General features: G+C 66.1%; 14 protein-coding genes. 5 read left to right on the forward strand and 9 right to left on the reverse strand.

Annotated features, from left to right (window positions below):
* Nucleotides 1-131 precede the first annotated feature (131 nt).
* Nucleotides 132-1,064, reverse strand: a complete 933-nt coding sequence (locus ABF648_RS09955; RefSeq protein ID WP_415632133.1) for a lysophospholipase — start codon at nt 1,062-1,064, stop codon at nt 132-134.
* A gap of 34 nt (nt 1,065-1,098) precedes the next feature.
* Nucleotides 1,099-1,596 (reverse strand): DUF3145 family protein, encoded by a 498-nt coding sequence (locus ABF648_RS09960; protein WP_415632134.1) that lies wholly within the window; start codon nt 1,594-1,596, stop codon nt 1,099-1,101.
* A 227-nt stretch (nt 1,597-1,823) separates the two neighbouring features.
* Here ABF648_RS09960 and ABF648_RS09965 point away from each other — a divergent pair, with 227 nt between their 5' ends.
* A complete protein-coding gene (locus ABF648_RS09965) occupies nt 1,824-3,830 on the forward strand; it encodes a S9 family peptidase (protein WP_415632135.1) in 2,007 nt (668 codons plus the stop codon).
* A gap of 10 nt (nt 3,831-3,840) precedes the next feature.
* On the opposite strand, the gene ABF648_RS09970 is transcribed toward ABF648_RS09965, so the two are convergent.
* From ABF648_RS09970 to ABF648_RS09990, 5 genes are all read right to left on the reverse strand, one after another.
* A complete protein-coding gene (locus ABF648_RS09970; protein WP_415632136.1) occupies nt 3,841-4,692 on the reverse strand; it encodes a YggS family pyridoxal phosphate-dependent enzyme in 852 nt (283 codons plus the stop codon).
* Nucleotides 4,689-5,666, reverse strand: coding sequence for a VWA domain-containing protein (locus ABF648_RS09975; protein ID WP_415632137.1), 978 nt, complete (start codon nt 5,664-5,666; stop codon nt 4,689-4,691). Before ABF648_RS09975 ends, ABF648_RS09970 begins: the two co-directional genes overlap by 4 nt.
* Complete coding sequence (locus ABF648_RS09980) at nt 5,663-6,637, reverse strand: VWA domain-containing protein (RefSeq protein ID WP_415632138.1); 975 nt, start codon at nt 6,635-6,637, stop codon at nt 5,663-5,665. Before ABF648_RS09980 ends, ABF648_RS09975 begins: the two co-directional genes overlap by 4 nt.
* Nucleotides 6,637-7,626, reverse strand: a complete 990-nt coding sequence (locus tag ABF648_RS09985; RefSeq protein ID WP_415632145.1) for a DUF58 domain-containing protein — start codon at nt 7,624-7,626, stop codon at nt 6,637-6,639. Before ABF648_RS09985 ends, ABF648_RS09980 begins: the two co-directional genes overlap by 1 nt.
* Nucleotides 7,627-7,700: 74 nt before the next feature.
* Complete coding sequence (locus ABF648_RS09990) at nt 7,701-8,771, reverse strand: AAA family ATPase (protein WP_415632139.1); 1,071 nt, start codon at nt 8,769-8,771, stop codon at nt 7,701-7,703.
* Nucleotides 8,772-8,972: 201 nt separating this feature from the next.
* Here ABF648_RS09990 and ABF648_RS09995 point away from each other — a divergent pair, with 201 nt between their 5' ends.
* The 3 genes from ABF648_RS09995 (at nt 8,973) to ABF648_RS10005 (ending at nt 12,089) form a co-directional block, all read left to right on the forward strand.
* A complete protein-coding gene (locus tag ABF648_RS09995) occupies nt 8,973-9,965 on the forward strand; it encodes a hypothetical protein (RefSeq protein WP_415632140.1) in 993 nt (330 codons plus the stop codon).
* A complete protein-coding gene (locus tag ABF648_RS10000) occupies nt 9,965-10,927 on the forward strand; it encodes an HAD family hydrolase (RefSeq protein ID WP_415632146.1) in 963 nt (320 codons plus the stop codon). The genes ABF648_RS09995 and ABF648_RS10000 overlap by 1 nt, the downstream gene beginning before the upstream one ends.
* Before the next feature lie 115 nt (nt 10,928-11,042).
* Nucleotides 11,043-12,089: an NAD(P)H-dependent glycerol-3-phosphate dehydrogenase gene (locus tag ABF648_RS10005; RefSeq protein ID WP_415632141.1), complete on the forward strand. Its 1,047-nt coding sequence runs from the start codon at nt 11,043-11,045 to the stop codon at nt 12,087-12,089.
* Between the two features lie 35 nt (nt 12,090-12,124).
* On the opposite strand, the gene ABF648_RS10010 is transcribed toward ABF648_RS10005, so the two are convergent.
* A complete protein-coding gene (locus ABF648_RS10010; RefSeq protein ID WP_415632142.1) occupies nt 12,125-13,003 on the reverse strand; it encodes a class II glutamine amidotransferase in 879 nt (292 codons plus the stop codon).
* A gap of 178 nt (nt 13,004-13,181) precedes the next feature.
* On the reverse strand, nt 13,182-14,408 hold the full coding sequence (gene nhaA, locus ABF648_RS10015; RefSeq protein WP_415632143.1) for a Na+/H+ antiporter NhaA: 1,227 nt from the start codon (nt 14,406-14,408) through the stop codon (nt 13,182-13,184).
* Nucleotides 14,409-14,563: 155 nt separating this feature from the next.
* Here nhaA and ABF648_RS10020 point away from each other — a divergent pair, with 155 nt between their 5' ends.
* The gene (locus ABF648_RS10020) at nt 14,564-16,672 is read left to right on the forward strand and encodes an ArnT family glycosyltransferase (protein ID WP_415632144.1); all 2,109 of its coding nucleotides are present in this window, start codon (nt 14,564-14,566) and stop codon (nt 16,670-16,672) included.
* The last annotated feature ends 425 nt before the right edge of the window (nt 16,673-17,097 follow it).

Raw genomic sequence — 17,097 nt, forward strand, 5'->3', positions numbered from 1 at the left:
CCAACATGGCCTAAACCCCAACCCCCACCCACACCAACCCGCACCCCCCCCGCCCCCCCCCGGGGGCCCCCACCACCCACCGCCCCGCCCCGGCACCCCCGGCGGGCCATTTCTCCCCTCTCAGTGGTGGTTCAACTGGTCAGTTTCTCGTCGAGCCAGGCGCGCAGCACTGCGATGTTCTCGGCGCGATCGATCTCGTGGAAGACCTCGTGACGGTCTCCCTCGCACAGCTCCAGGGTGACATCGTCCAGCCCGGCCTTGCGGTACTGCTTCACCACGGAGCGGGCCGTCGCGGCACCCTTGCCCACCGGATCCTCGGTGCCCGCCATGACCAGCACCGGAAGATCCGGGCGCACCAGGCCGACCAGGCCCTGGTCATTCACGCGGACCGAGCCGGTGATCATGTCCTGGAAGAAGCTCGGGGTGCATGTGAACCCGCACCAAGGATCGGCCAGATAGGCGTCCACCTCGGCCTCGTCGGTACTGAGCCAGTCGAAGTCGGTGCGGCGCTCCTTGATCGCCTTGTTGAAGCCGCCTGTGCCGAGTTTGTCCAGCAGCACGGACGGGCGCCTGGGATTGCGCGCCTTACCGACGAGAGATGCCACCCAGGCTGAGGGACGGACCCGCCAGCCCATCGCGGCATTCGGACCGCTCAGCGCGAGCCCGTCGAATTCATCCGACCATCGGATGGCCGCGTCGCGGGCGATCTGGCTTCCCATCGAATGGCCAAGCAGGAAGACCGGCAGTCCGGGGTGATCCTGAGCGATGCGGGCGCGCACCCTGTGCACGTCGTCGACGACCACATTCCAGCCGTCCTCGCGGGCGAACCAGCCCGCCCGCTGGGGGGTGCGGGCTGTCCCGCCGTGCCCGCGGTGATCATGGGCCACGACGACCCAACCGTCATCGGCCAACGTGGTTGCCAACTCGCCGTAGCGGCGGGAGTGCTCGGCCATGCCGTGGCAGATCTGCAGAACGGCCCTGGGTGTGCCCTGCGACAACCAGGTACGCACCAGCAGACGCTCACCGTCAGGAGTGACCAGATGGCCGACCCGGGCAGTCGTCACGGCGCATCCTCTCCCTTGGTTGCACGGCCCCGGGCTAGACTGCCCGGCTCATCCAGCGAACCGAGGAGTTCTCGCCGGCCTGCCGGAAGATCTCCAGCTCGTCGTCCCAGGGAGCGCCGAGCAGTCCCTCAAGGGTAGTACGAATGTCCTTGCCGCCGAGGGATTCGCGGAGGATCGCGGCGCGCAACTGGTCCTCCTCGACAAGGACATTGCCGGCTGCATCGGTGAGGGCATGGAACACCCCGAGGGCGGGCGTGAAGCTGTATCGCTCCCCCGTGCCCGTGGCTGCGTCACGGGTGACCTCGAATCGCAGTTCGCGGCAGCGCATCAGGGCAGAGACGAGCGCTTCGCTGGTGCCCTCCTTCCCCGACCACGGCAGTTCGGTGCGCAGCAGCCCCGGCGCGGCGCCCTGTCGCGTCCATTCGCAGTGCTCGGCACGACCCAGCGCAGCGCCGATCGCCCACTCGATGTGTGGGCACAGCGCGGCCACCGCGGAGTGGATGTAGACCACGCCACGAAATGTGTTCACCATTCCGGTTCCTCTCGTCGTTCAGGTGTGCCTTCCCCAGCAGCCTGTCCACGAGTTTCCGGACGATGTCTTCGGTTGTGCCCCTGAGTGTGCACCCCTGAGCGACGACACGCCAACTGGTTTCAACCAATGAAGCTGGTTTCACTGTTTTCGGTCGCTCCACCGCATGTGCGGCGGTTAGGGTGGCGGCCATGACGTGCTCGCCCGACCAGCCCGTTCAAGGACGCACCGTGGCGTTCGGAACCTGGCCCTCGCCGATCACCCTCGATGAGGCGGTCGCCTCCGATGTGAGCCTGCGTGAGCTGGGCAGCGACGGGGAGAACCTGTACTGGCTGGAGTCGACGCCTGGAGAAGATGTCCGGCTCACCCTGGTGCGCTGGCGTGATGGCCGAATCGAGGAGTTGACCCCGGCACCCTGTTCGGTGCGGACAAGGGTGCATGAGTACGGCGGTGGCTCCTGGGGCGCGGCCGGTGGCGCCGTGGTGTGGTGCGACCAGACAGCCGGTCAGGTGATGGGTCGGGTTGACGACGGAGAGGCGGTGGCCCTTACTCCGGCGTCTGACATGTACCGCTATGCGGCGCTGCTGCCCTGCGCCGGGCAGCAGCATTGTGTGCTCGCGGTGCGGGAGGACCACAGCGCCCACGGCGAGGCCGTAACCACACTCGTCGCCCTACCCTGGCCTTCCGCAGGCGCAGAGCCTTCTGTGGGCATGCCGCTGGCCTCCGGCGCGGACTTCTATGCCGATCCAGCCTGGGACGGCCAGGGACGCCTGGCGTGGATCGAATGGGACCATCCGTCGATGCCCTGGGATGCGACGCGCCTTGTGGTGGCCGATCTTGTGGGCGATGGGGCTCAGGGCCTGGAATCGCTGCGCGTGGAATCCCCGCGCATCGTGGCGGGCGGCACGGCACGTCCCGAGAACGGCGTATCGGTACAACACCCCCGCTGGATGCCGGATGGCTCGCTGCTGTTCATGTCCGACGAATCGGGGTGGTGGAATCTGCACTGCTGGTGGCCTGCCGCCGACCGCGTAGAAGCGGTTGTCACGGAGCCCTTCGATGGCGACCAGGCCATGTGGCAGGTGGGCCGTCGCTCTTTCGCAGTGCTGGACGACGACGTGTACTACGAGCTGCGCGACCAGGGGGTCTGCTGGCTGGCTCAGATGAGTCTGACCGATGGCGATACCCGGCGAATCGCGCGGTTCTCAGCGGTCGACGGGCTGACCGTATGCAAAAACCAGCTGTATGCCCTTGTCAAGCGTCCAAGCGGCCCCCCAGCTGTCGTGCGGATCAGCGAGAGGCAGGACCATGCCGCACGGCGCGGGGAGGGATCCTCTGCCGTCTCTCACGGGTGGGCCACGAGCACGGTGCGTTGCCCGGCGTCAGATCCTGATCCAGCGGTGACTCCGAAGGCGGACTCATTGATATTCGAGGGCCGTCACGGACAGGTGCAGGCATGGTTCTTCCCTCCGCACAACGCCGATTTTCAAGGCCCTGAGGGCGAACTGCCACCGGCCATCCTCACAGTGCACTCCGGGCCCACGGGCACTGCCACGGACGAGTACAGCTCGCAGGTGGCTTTCTGGACATCCAGGGGTTACGCCGTGCTTGCCGTGAACTATGCCGGTTCAGCCGGGTTCGGCAGGGCCTATCGCGAGCGGCTGCGCGGGCAGTGGGGCATAGTCGATGTCGATGACTGCCTCGATGGTGCGCGCATGCTCGGCCTACGTGGGCTGGCCGACCCGCGCCGGATTGTCATCATGGGCGGCAGCGCCGGTGGTTTCACGGTGCTCGCCTGCCTGACCCGCTCCGATGTCTTCGCCGCAGGGGTCTCCAGATATGGCATCGGAGATCTGGTGGCTCTGCAGGACGGCGGCCACAAGTTCGAGGCGCACTACAACGATGGGCTGATCGGGCCGTGGCCGCAGGCTCGCGAGGTCTTCGAGGAGCGCTCCCCCATCAACCATCTCGACCAGCTGGCCACACCGATACTCATCATGCAGGGCGCCGAGGATCCGGTGGTGCCGCCCGATCAGGCGGAATCGATGGCTGATGCTGTGCGTGAGCGTGGCCTGCCGGTGGCCCTGGTGCTCTTCGAAGGTGAGGGGCATGGCTTCCGCAAGCCGTCCACCAGGCGCCGGGTGCTGGAGTGCGAACTGAGCTTCTTCGCACAGTTGTTCGGGATTCCGGCAGACGATGATCTGCCGACGTTGCACGTGGAGAACCTCAGATCGTGACTGGTGGGCTTCAGCGGTTGAGGTCGTAGTCACGCGGCCCGAACAGTGCCGTGCCGATGCGCACCGTGGTGGCGCCATGGGCAATCGCCAGCGGAAAGTCACCGCTCATGCCCATGGAAAGCTCGGGCCAGGAAGAACTGAGCACGGCATCGTCGCGCAGCTGTTTCTGCAATTCAGCCAGCCGATCGAAACAGGCTCCCACGACTGCCTGATCGGGTGAGTTGATGGCGACGGTCATGAGGCCCTGCACGTCCAGGCAATCGAAGTCGCCGAGCCGGCCGCACAGGTCCAGCGCCTGGTCGAAAGGAACACCATGCTTGTTGGCCTCGCCCGAGGTGTTGACCTCCACCAGAACCCGCAGGGAGCGTCCCAAGGACGACAACTTTCTGTCGAGCTTGGCCGCCAGCTTCAGGGAGTCGAGAGCCTGGAACTCTTCGACGAGCCCTGCCACCGCGTTCACCTTGTTGGACTGCAGATGGCCGATGAGCGCCATGCTGATGCCCTCATCGGCGCCGATCTCGCCGGACTTCGCGACGATCTCCTGCACGTGGTTCTCGCCGTACAGCCGTGCGGACTGCGATGAGATGGTCAATCCATTACGGGCTGCCAGGGCGTCAAGGACCACATTCACACGGCGCATCGCCTCGACGGAATGCCTCTTGCTGACCGGCAGCAGCCGCACCGATTCCCGCGGCCTCCCGGCAGCGGTGCAGGCCTGGCCGATCTGCTCCCACACGGTGGCGACGCGATGCTCCACAGCCCGTTCCGCCTGTTCCGCGTCCCTCCCCGGCTGGTCCTGCGCATCTGCTTCCGTCTGTTCCTGCTGCATGTTCGTCATGGTCTTCCCGTCCTGCTGGCTCACGGCCACCTCGCCGCCAGTGATATCACGCCGACACCGGCCAGGAAGGCGAGAAGCAGTGCTATCCCGGCGTAGCGATCGGTGATCTCGTGCGGCTCCTTGACGTAGCCGATCTGCTGAGTGATGGTCCGATAGACCGAGGAGAGCTTGTCCAGCGAGTCCGCCGAATAGGGTTTACCGCCAGATATCCGCGCCACATCTGCCAGTTCCGCATGGTCGACCGCCACGGACTGGCGCACCCCGTTCTCGTACACATAGCCACCCGGTGTGCCGTAGGCGATCGTGTAGATGGGCACGTTCTGCTTCTTCGCCTGCTCGGCGGCACCGGCGGAATCCCGGCCGATATTGGTCGCGCCGTCGGACAGCAGCACGATCACGCCTGGTGCCGGATCGTCGGGATGCTGAGGGTCCTCGGGGGCGAGGGTGAGTGCCTGCAGTGACGTGTAGATGCCCTCCCCGATGGCGGTCGAGGGTTGCAGGGTCAAGGCATCGATCGCCCGTTGCACGGCACTGCGGTCAGTGGTGGGCGGCATCTTGATCTCCGCTGTTCCGGCGAAGGCGACCAATGCCACATTGAAATTGGCCGGCAGCGTGTTGATGAACTGATTTGCGCCGTCCTTGGCGGCGTCCAGCCTTGTCGGGGTGACATCGGTGGCCATCATGGAGCGCGACACGTCGATGGCGACGACGATGGTGGCGCGATCGCGCGGCACATTGGTCATGGTCTGTGGCCGGGCATAGGCAACCACCAACGAGGCCAGCGACAAGAGCGAGGCGATCACCGAGAGATGCCGCTTCCACAGCGCGTCCCTCGGCAGGATGCGGCGCAGCAGGGCGTCACTTCCGCGCGAAGCCCGGTTCTTGTAGAGCAGGCCGAGGTACAGCAGGGCCAGCGCGACCGGCACGGCCAGCCACCACAGCCGGCCAGGATCCATGAAGCTCAACAGGGGCAGGATCATGGGCATCGGGACGATCATGGCCACCTCGCCGCCATCGAGACCACTCCCAGGCTGGCGATGACCGCGAAGGCCATCGAGTACAGCGCCCACTGGGCGGTCACTTCGGTGCGTTCCTTCTCGTAGCCGACGTCGGAGCGCAGGTCCTTGTAAACATTGTCGAGCTGACCGGCGCTGTCGGCGGTCATGGCGCGTCCACCGCTGGTCTGGGCGATCTTGGCGAGCAGGGCCGTATCTGGAGCCACGTTGTACCGCTTGCCATCCAGATCGACATAGCCGTTCTGGGTGCCGAAGGCGATGGTCGAGATCGGCACACCCTTGTCATTGGCCTGTTGGGCAACCCCCAGCGGATCTCCGCCGGACGTCTCGCCGCCGTCTGACAGCAGCACCATCACGCCGGGGGCAGGCTTCCCGTCCTCGCCTTTCGGGGCCTGCGCGATCGCATCCAAACCCTCGGTGAGGGATTGGCCGATCGCCGTGCCGTCGGCGACCTGCAGTTTGCTGATCGCCTGGTTGAGCACCCCGCGGTCCACCGTGGGTGGCACCAGGATGCTCGGGTGCCCCGAGAGCACCACCAGCGAGACGTTGTACTGGGCCGGCAACGAACTGACGAACTGGGTCGCCGATTTCTTCGCAGCATCGAGCCTTGTGGGGCTCACATCGGTGGCTGTCATTGAGCGTGAGACATCCATCACCAGCACGATCGTGGCGCGTTCGCGGGGCACATTCACCACGGCCACGGGTTTGGCCCAGGCGCCGCCGATCATCACCAGCGAGCACAGTGCCATCGCGACCGAAAGGTGACGCTTCCACTGGTTCTGGTGCGGCATGACCGCCGCCACGAGACCGGTGTTGGTGTAGCGGATTCCCCGCCGCCTGGCCAACTGCAGGATCAGCACATAGACGATCGCCAGCACTGGGGCGGCGAGTATGGCCCACAGCCGTCCGGGACGCTGGAACTCCCACAGCAGCACGCGCGTTGCAGTGTCCATCAGCGGCTCGCCCCCTGCGGTGGTTGGGAGATCACCGCGGCCGTGCGCCGGTAAGTCAGCACGAAGCGGGCGATGTCGGTCACCCAGTCGCGGTCGGTGCGCAGCAGTACATGGCCTGCACCGGATCGCCGAATCGCTGCTGTGATCCTGTCGCGCTGGGCACGGCTGGCCCGGTCCATGGCTTGCCGGGAGCGTCGGTCGCTGGTGTTCACGAAGCGCGCGAAATCGGTCTCTGGGTCGCGCAGCATGATCTCGCCCACATCGGGGAAGTCGATCTCGGCAGCGTCGAGCACCTGCACGCACAGCACCTGGTTGCGCACCGAGAGTCGCCTGAGAGCACGTTCCCACGACGGCGGTTTCGAGGAGTCGACCTCCGCATCGCCGGGGGTGAGGAAGTCCGAGACGACGATCCGCATGCCGCGCCGCTGCTGAGCGCGCACGAGGGCCTCGATGCCCTGGGCCAGGTCGACCGTGCCGCCGGAACGGTCGTGCTCGATGGGGTCCTGGAGCATCCGGCCGAGCATGCCCAGCAGGGCGGTGCGCCCTGCGCGGGCGGGAGTACGGGTGATGCCGTCGCTGTGCATCACCAGACCACCGAACCGATCCCCCATGCTCTGGCTGATGAATCCGAAGGTCGCGATCGCGGCGATACCCAGGTCTCGCTTGGTCACGCCACCGGTGCCCCAGTTCATCGACGGGGTGGCGTCCAGGAGGGCCCACACCTCCAGTTCCCGGTCGGCGGTGGTGTCGCGCACGTGCGGAACCGTGGTGCGCGCGGTGACGGCCCAGTCCATCCGTCGCACATCGTCCTGGCCGGGCACATAGACCCTGGCATCGCTGAGTTCTGAACCAGGGCCCGGCAGCAGGCCCAGGTGATCGCCCTGCAGGAATCCTTCCAGACGCCTGACGATGGTCAGTTCGAGACGACGCAGGGCCGCTTCGGGGGCCAGTGATCGCAGGGACAGTGTCGGCCCGCCGGGTTCCCGCAGGACCGAGAGAACAGCCCCGAGTTCCCGCGCGCCCGCGGTCTGCTGCGGTGGCTCGAAGTCAGGGGTGCCGGAGGTCACGACGCCGCGCGACCAGTGTCGGGGTCGCGACGCTGCTGGCCGCGAGTCTGCCGGGCGTTCTGGGACTGCGAGTTCCACACCGGGGTGGGAGCAGGAACCATCGCGAGCACGCGTTCGACGACCTGCCCCGGGTTCACATTGTCGGCGATCGCGTCGAAGGTGAGCATCAGCCGGTGCGCCATCACATCGAGGGCGACAGCCTGCACGTCGGTGGGAAGCACGTAGTCACGACCGTGAATGAGCGCCACCGCACGGGCGGCGCTCACCAGGCCGAGCGTGGCGCGGGAGGAGCAGCCGATCTGGATCACCTTGGTGAGATCGGGCATGTTGAACTGCGCAGGATCGCGGGTGGCCAGCACCAGGCGCACGATGTACTCGGCGACCAGGTTGTGCACGAACACGCTGGAGGCGATGTCCTGCAGCTGCTCGGTCTGTGCCGGGCCGAGCACCGGGGCGGCCAACGGGGGGCGGACCGACATGCGCCGCAGAATCTCGAGTTCCTCGTTGCCCTTGGGATAGGGCACGTCCACCTTGAGCAGGAAGCGGTCGCGCTGAGCCTCGGGCAGCGGGTAGACACCCTCGGATTCGATGGGATTCTCGGTGGCGATCACGATGAAGGGATCGGGCACCGGATGACTGGTTCCGGCGATGGACACCTGCTTCTCGGCCATCAGCTCGAGCATGGCCGACTGCACCTTGGCGGGTGCGCGGTTGATCTCGTCGGCGAGCACGAAATTGGTGAACACCGGACCCAGCTCGACGTCGAAGGTCTCCTTGGAGGCCGAGTAGACGCGGGTTCCCACGATGTCGGAGGGCACCAGGTCGGGGGTGAACTGAATGCGTGCGAAGGAGCCGCCGACCACAGTGGCGAAAGTACGCACCGCAAGGGTCTTCGCGGTACCGGGAACGCCCTCAAGCAGAATGTGGCCCTTGGAGAGCAGGCCGACCATGAGCTGCTCGACCATGTGCTCCTGGCCGACGATGACCTGCTGCACCTGGCCGATCGCAGTGCCGAGCAGGGCTGCTGCGTCCGGGACACTCAGGCGATTTTCGGTGTCAGTGCTCAAGTCAACTCTCCTGGACAGCTCGGATGCCTGGCGGGCACAGGGTCGGGGTCGCTGGCAACCATACCCGTGGCATCTGCCATGAGAAGGGTGATCGGGCCCGCCGGTCGGGTTGAGCCCGAAGACACAGCTCGCAGACAGTCAATGCACAGCGAAACGGGGACACACTTCGGTGTGCCCGGTAGTTGTGGTGAGATGGATGCGATGTCCGAGTCGGAGAACAACACCACAGCGACGGGGGAAGATGCCTTTCCGCCCGCCCCGACCGTGGACTCCTATCCCCTGCTGGCCACCGATCCGCCGAAGATCAACGGTTTCTGGCTCGATTCGCGGCTGGTGGCTCGGGCAGGCGGTGTGGTCTATCTGGCCCATGCCGAAGGTCAGCCCCATGTGATGCTGCTTGTGCTGGCCGACGGTGCCGCCAAGGATGCCGCGGCTCGTGACCGGCTGGCCGGCGAGGTGAACCGGATGCACGCCGACACGGTGGTGGCGCGCGGCGGTCAGGGGCAGGACGACGGCCGGCTGGCCCATCTGTTCCGCAACGGCCCCGACAATCCGGTAGCCGCCAATCCTTCGCCCGCCGCGCCGTGGGTGGCGCTGGCCTGGGACGACTCCCCTGCCGCGCTGGCCGAAGCGGATCGGCTGCTGCGCACCGTGGACCTGTCGGGTACCTCACAGCTCGGCAATGTGGCGGGGCCGGCCTTCACCCTGCCCTGGGCCGGGAATTCTCGTCCCGGCGTGTGGCGTTCCTGGCCGATGCCGTGGCCTGGGCACAAGGATCGGGCCAGTTGGGTGCCGCTGCTGGCCAGCTGGCTGCTCATGGTGCTGCTTGGTTCGCTTGCTCTGCTGATCGCGGTGCTGATCTTCCAGAACAGGCCGCCGGAATCACCCTCGGCTCCCGTGACCGGCTCGTCGACGAGTTCTGAGAGCAGCCCGCAGAGCGGCTCGCCGTCGCCGAACCAGTCCGAGTCGCCATCCGGATCCGGCTCCCAGTCGGGCTCGCCCAGCCAGAGCGAATCGCCGACGCCCTCGGGCAGCGAGTCCGACTCGCAGTCCGCGTCGCCCAGTGAATCCTCGGGTCAGCCATCCTCTCCGGGCAGTCATGACTCCCCGGTCCAAACTCCTTCCATGGGTGCGCCGGGCTCCGGAACCGCGACCACGACGCAGACGCCCACCAACCCCGAATCGCAGTTGTGATGGACCACGCCCCGGGCGAGGGCCGCGCGGCTCAAGGGTGCGGCAAGGACCTCCACCTCAACGACACCCAACTCAACGACATTCGGCTGGTCGCCAGCGACCTGGACGGCACCTTTCTGGATGCAAACCATGGTCTGCACCCGCGCTGCGTGGCGGCGGTGCGGGAAGCCTCCCGCCATGGCGTGCACATCGTCTTCGCCACCGGACGGCCGAGCCGGTGGACCGGGCTCCTGCAGCCGCTGCTGGACATCGGCTACACGCTGATCGCCAGCAACGGCGCCCTCGTACTCGATCCTGGGCGCGGACGTGTGCTGACCTACCGGGCCATCGAACCCCAGGACGCATTCGGCTTCGGCACTGATCTGGTGCCCCTGGTTCCGGATGCCTGCTTCGCCGTGGAGTTCGCGCACGGCGGCTGGGGGGCCGACGAACTGTTCTTGAACGTGCAGAGAGGGCAGTCGCAGGACCAGGAGCGGCCCGGGATCCTGGCGCCGTTCGGCCAGCTGGTCACCCACGATGCCGTCGTCAAGGTGATCGCGGTGTCCGCCTCCACGCCGACCGAACCCCTGGCCGCCCTGTGCGAGCGTGCCTCTGCGGGCAGGGTTCACCCCACCTTTTCGTTCTCGCGTGCAGCCGGCTTCGTGGAATGCAGCGCACCCGGGGTGTCCAAGGCCTCGGCATTGCGTGCCGTGCTGGCCCAGCAGGGATTGTGCCCCGACCAGGCGATGGCCTTCGGAGACATGCCCAATGATCTCGAGATGCTGCGCCTGGTGGGGCATCCCTATGTGATGGCCGGTGCACATCCTGTCGTGCTGCGTGCGGGATATCCGATCGCAGGCGCCAATTGCGATGGTGCAGTCGGCGCCATCATCGAACGCGAATTGGGTTTGGGCCCACTCACACCGATCAGCCCGCCGTGCCAGCATGCCTCCCGCAACCGGGGACAGACCTCCGAGGACTGATCGGACCACCTCCGCCAGCCTGTGGCAGGACCGTCTCATTCTTTGCGGGCGCGATAGCGTGGGGCCGACGACGCACAGTCGAGGTGCGTCCCAGACCGAATGCTTGGGGGCCGGGGTGCCGACGATCACTATCTTGGGCGCGGGAGCGATGGGTGCGGCGCAGTGTCGTCCGCTGGTGGACGCTGGATGCGATGTGCGGCTGTGGGGCTCGCGTTTCGACGACGCCACCTTGGATCTGCTGGAGACCGGCAAGGCCCACCCGCGGACCGGCGTGCCAGTCCCCGAGGAGGTGAAGCTCTTCCGCCCTGGACAGATCGGCGAATGCATGGAGGGCACCGACGTCGTGGTGATGGCCCTGTTGTCGTCCGCGGTGCCACGCACGACCCGCAGGATTCTGAAGTACCTCGGTTCGGCGGAATCTGTGTGGCTCACGTCGAAGGGCTTCAGCCAGGTGGAGGACGGCCGCGTGAGGCTCATGTCGGAGACCCTGCGCAGGGTCGCCTCGGAGACCGGCTCCGAAATGCCGCCGATCGTCACCATCGCAGGACCCGTGATCGCCAATGAGTGCGCCACCGGGCGGCCGACGGCTCCGGTATTCGCCTGCCATGACATCTCGCTGGCTCAGCACTATGCCAGGACCTGCTCCACTCCGGTCTACGTCATCGAGCCCAGTGGGGACGAGGTCGGCGTCGAGGTCTGCGCTCCGCTGAAGAATCTCTATGCCATCGCACTGGGCATCGCGGAAGGCCTCGGCGAGCGCGACGAGGTCAGCCTCGCGAATCTGCGCGCGGCCTTGTTCGTCCAGGCACTACGGGAGATGTCGGCCTTCGGCCAAGACCTCGGGGGCGATGAGCACACCGCCTTCGGACTCGCCGGCGCAGGCGATCTGGAGGTCACCGGGCGCAACGGACGCAACTACCAGTACGGGCTTCGCATCGGCCGCGGCGCCACACCTGTGCAGGCGCGCGACGAGATGCTCAAGCGGCAGCAGAGCGTGGAAGGCATCGTCGCCAGCCGGCTGGCGCTGCTCTTCGCCGAGCAGCTTGACGACGGGCTGCTGGACAAGCTTCCGCTGATGAAGGCCGTGGGCGACATCCTGATCGGCAGAGTTGACGACTACCTCTCGGTGCTCTCTGAGGCCGTGCTACATCCTGTGGCCTGAGATCCGGCTGTCGACCGAGCTGGACATTCACCGGCTCATGCAGCCAGTTCCACCGGTGAGAAGACTGGCTCCCTGCCCGTCTCGAAGACGCTTATCGTGCCATCGGGAATCGCACGCCAGGTACGCCTGCTCCAGTGCAGCTCCAAGGGCTCGGAGACCACGAGTTGCGCATCCTCCGGAAGGTAGGTGGCAGAACCGTCGATTGCGCGCAGACTCTGCGCGCCAGTGGAATGGAAGAGCGAGGGTGCCCGCTCGTCCGAAGCATCGGGGCTCACCCAGCGCAGCACGACGAGCCGGTCGCCATCGGAGGCGCACATGGTGGCACGGAATGACTCGGCGAGCTGGTGCTCCTTGCGTGCTCGCTCCACCCGGGTGACCATCCGGTTGAACGCCGCAACAGGATCGCTGGCGAGGCCATAGGTCAGAGCCAAGAAGAAGCACACCTCGGAGTCGGTGCTGCCGAGAATGTAGGGGTACAGCTGCGGATCGACGTCGAAGGTGAGTTCGCGCTTGACCACCGCGAAATCGCGGATCTCCCCGTTGTGCTGGAAGGCCCAGCCGTCGTGCACGAAGGGATGGCAGTTCTGGTCGGAGATCGACCCCCCGGGCGCCGAGCGCACATGGGCGAAGAAGCAGCCGGACTCGATCTGCACGGCCAGATGACGCAGATTCTGGGAGTCCCAGGCCGGTGAGGTCTGACGGTACTGCGCCATGATGCCCGCCCGCCCCTGCCAGGCGATTCCGAAACCGTCGCCGTTGGTCGGCTCCGGGCGGTAGCGCACCGGAGATGTACCGGCACAGGGAACATAGAGCTCCCGCGCCACCAGACTCTGGTCGATGAGCGAGTGATTCGGCTTGAGCAGCACATCCCCGATGGGGATCGGACTTCCGAGGTAGGCCAGCCAGCGGCACATGATGTCTCCTCTCTGGGACATTCGGTTCTCTGGGACATTGAGTTCTCTGCGGCATGGAGCATCTCGGACGGTGAGGGACCATGCCCGTGTCACTTTCCGGAATGACCCAGTGTCACGCCTGGGGAACCGGAGGCTGAACATCACTGTAGCGACGAGGCAGGTGCGCGAGACCTGCCGATCAGGTGGTCCCGGACGATTCTGCTGCGGCCCATCGATGGTGTGCATCGCGGCGCATCACAGCGGCGGCCAGCAGTGCTGCGATGAGTGAGCCGAGAAGGATTCCGATCTTCGCCGCCCTGATCTCCTCGCCGTCCGGGAATGACAACTGCGCGATGAGCATCGACACGGTGAACCCCATCCCGGTGACCAGGCCGACAGACACCAGGTCACGCAGACTGGTCGGGGCCTGCAAACGCAGCGGGGTGCACCGTGTGACGAGCGCCGTCATGCCGAGCACTCCGAGAGGTTTACCGATGACCAGTGCGGCGATGACTGCCCACACCAGTGGTTGCGACCAGACCGCAGCGTCGCCACCGCCCACGATGGTGACCCCGGCTGCGAAGAAGGCGAAGACGGGAAGCGCAACTCCCGACGAGAAGGGCCCGACCACCTCACCGAATCGATGCGTCCTCGGTTCGGCTTCGCCGTGCACTCCGCGTGCGGGAACTGTGAACCCGAGCAGCACGCCGGCGATGGTGGGGTGCACCCCCGATGCATGCATGAACCCCCACGCCAGCAGGGCGAGACAGGTCAGCAGAATCCAGGAAGGGCGGCGGGTCCGCACCGACATGCCGAATACCGCCACGGCGGCCACCGCTGCCGCGAGCATGAACAGGTTTGTTCCGGAGGTGTAGAAGACGGCGATCACGATGATGCCGAGCAGGTCATCGACCACGGCAAGCGTCATGAGGAAGGTTCGCAGCGATCTCGGCAATCCCCGCCCGAACAGGCCCATCACCGACAGGGCGAAGGCGATGTCGGTGGCCGTGGGGATCGCCCAACCGTGCAGCGCACCCACGTCCCCGGTACCCAGCACGATGAGGCTGAAGATGCCAGCAGGGACGATCATGCCGCCGACTGCGGCCAGCACCGGAACCGCCGCCTCGCGGAGCCGCCGGAGGCTCCCCGCGACCACTTCGTATTTGAGTTCCACGCCGACCACGAAGAAGAAGACGGCGAGCAGCCCATCGGTGGCCCATACCGACAGCGGGAGGTGCAGATGCACCGCAGTCGGCCCGAAACTCCACTGGGACAAGGAGAAATACAGATCACACCACGGCGAATTGGCCCAGACCAGGGCCACACAGGTGGCGATCACCAGCAGAAGGCCGCTGGAGGTCTCCAGCACCACCCAGCGTCGGGTGCGTTGACGAACCGAGCGGAAGCTGCGGGGCAGGTGGGGCACTGGATCTCCTGTGGTCGACTCTTGTCGACCGGGCAGCCGACAGCGACGTCGACCAGACTTCCCGACACACCAGTGATGAGAATACCGATGCCGGTACAGACGATTCACAGCAACCACCAAGACGAGACCACGGGTGCCGAGATTGACTTCTGCGCATGACCGCAATAGCCCCATCGGCCAAGACACCCGCGTCAGTTCCACCATCGCAGGCTGCACTGACAGGGCGCTCCCGACTTCCGCACTGGAACGCGTGGCGAACCGGTCTGCTCATTCTCGCCCTCTGCGCGATCGGCCTCACGACCTGGGGTGTCTGGTCGGGCTCTCGTTCGGACTACTATGCGTCGATCGCGCTGTCGATGAGCCAGAACTGGTCCAACTTCTTCTTCGGCTCCTTCGACCCTGCAGGCACGGTGACCCTGGACAAGATTCCCGGTTCGTTCTGGATTCCAGCGCTGTTCGTCAAGGTGTTCGGATTCTCCACTCTCACGGTGATCTTGCCGAATGCTCTCGCCGCGGTCGGTGCAACCCTGTTGGTGGCCATCACAGCAAAACGCCTGGTGAACCCGACAGCCGGAATCCTCGCCGGTGCCGCCGTCGCCGTCACCCCGATTCTGGTGGCGGTGTCGCGCTCGAACCAGCCTGAAACCTTCTTCGTGCTGGGACTGGCCCTCACGGCATGGGCTGCGGCGAAGGCACTGCAACGAGGCAGCTTCCGGTGGTTGATGGTTGCCGGTGTCTGCGTCGCGGCATCCTTCCAGACCTACATGCTGGAGGCATGGGCGGTGTTGCCGGCCCTGACGCTGGCCTATTTGTTCACTCGGCAGGCATTCTTGCGAAAGCTCTGGCAGGCGGCAGTGGCAGCAATCGTGAGCGTGGCCTTGTCGCTCTTCTGGATCGTCATCGTGTCCCTCGTCCCGGCGAGCAGCCGGCCCTACATCGGCAGCACGCTGCACAACAGTGCATGGGAAATGGTCTTCGGCTACAACGGCCTGGGCCGCTTCGGGTCGAGTGGCACCGATTCCGATGCCTACAACTCATTCACTCCCCCATTCTCCGGATCCGCGAGCGTGTTCCGGCTGTTCAATGAACAGCTCGCCGGGCAGATCGCCTGGTTGATCCCGGCGGCGATTCTCGGCATCGTGATCCTTGCGGTGCTGCGCTGGAATCGCGCACTCACCGTTTTCCTGTGCGTGTGGTTGGTCACCTTCTTCGTGATGTTCTCCGCGGTGGCCGGAATGCACCAGTTCTACACAGCTGCACTTTCTGTGCCCATGGCGCTGACAGTGGGACTGGCCTTCGGTGTGGCCCGGCAGCGGGGCGTCAGCTGGCCGCAGATCTCAGTGCTCGGCGTGGCCGCACTGACGGCGCTCGGCATTGCGTTCGTCCATCGCGGATACTCCATCCCGGTCGCAATCGTGCAGATCGTGCTCGCTGCGGCGGCCATCGGGCTCATCATCTGGGAACGCCGACGTGGTGGTCTCATCCGAATCTGGACGACTCTGCTGGTGCTCGGCGGTCTGCTCCTGACTCCTGCTGTCTGGTCGGGGGTGACTCTCGCACACCCGAGCGACATGAATCCGGTGGCTGGAGGCGTGGCGGAGATGGGCGGCTCCGGCGGCGCAGGTGGTGGCCCGGGAGGTCAGGGTGGCATGGGCGGCACCCGAGGTGGCATGGCCAATCGTCAAGGCGGAAGGGGTGGTGCCCCCGATGGGACGGGCAATGGCCAGGGCGGCCTGGGGGGTGTGCAGGACGGCAGCGGCAGCATGCAGAACGGCACAGGCGGCATGAGCGGTACAGGCGGCGGACAGGGTGGCGCCTCCACCCAGGCGCTGAGTTACCTGGAGAAGAACAAGGGCAACGCGAAATACCTCGTGGCGGTGTTCGGCGCCCAGAGTGCGGCCAATCTCATCATCGAATCAGGTGGTCAGTCGGTGCTGCCGATCGGCGGCTGGAGCGGTAGTGATCCCGTGCCCACCCTGGACCAGTTCACGAGGATGGTGGCGTCCGGACAGCTCAAGTACGTGCTCCTCTCCGAGGGCAGGGATGGCTTGTCAGCCTCGGGAGGCGGCGATGGCACGACCGGAACGTCCAACGCATTCGGTCAGATGAGCAACGCCCCCACGGCCGGCGGCATGGGCGGCATGCCGGGCAATTCCAGCAGCAGTTCGAGTACCTCGACCGAGATCCGCGAGTGGGTGCAGGAGAACTGCTCCGAGGTCACGGACGCGTCCATCTCGAACCTCTACCAGTGCAATGCCGATTGACATCCGAGCAGTGATGGCCGGTGAATGGCTCGTTTGGTTGGGGCGAGGGGGCTCACGCCTCCCCGACGCGCCACTCGTAGTGAGAGGTGAGTGCTCCGGCGCCGATGAGCCTCAGCAGGCCGGTGACTTCCTGCAACCGATTCTGGCGTTCAAGGACTCAGGATCCTCGAGGACCTCGCATGCCAGGTACGTGTTCGGCTCGCAGGGACTCCGGACAGTGCAGTGGTCCCGGCAAGACTTGACACATGAGCACGATCCCGGACCTCGCAGATCTGAGCGCCGCAGGCACTCGACCTGATCGAACACACCGGCAAGGACACAGGAATCGCAAGAACCCACAGGGGCAGCCCCATCACCCGGACCCATTCATGGCTCTTCCCAGATGAGGGTGTAGGCGACGCAGCAGCCGTGGTGGGAGGGCGCGG

Origin of the sequence: Propionibacterium sp., assembly GCF_047719395.1 — a bacterium.
GTDB lineage: Bacteria > Actinomycetota > Actinomycetes > Propionibacteriales > Propionibacteriaceae > Propionibacterium.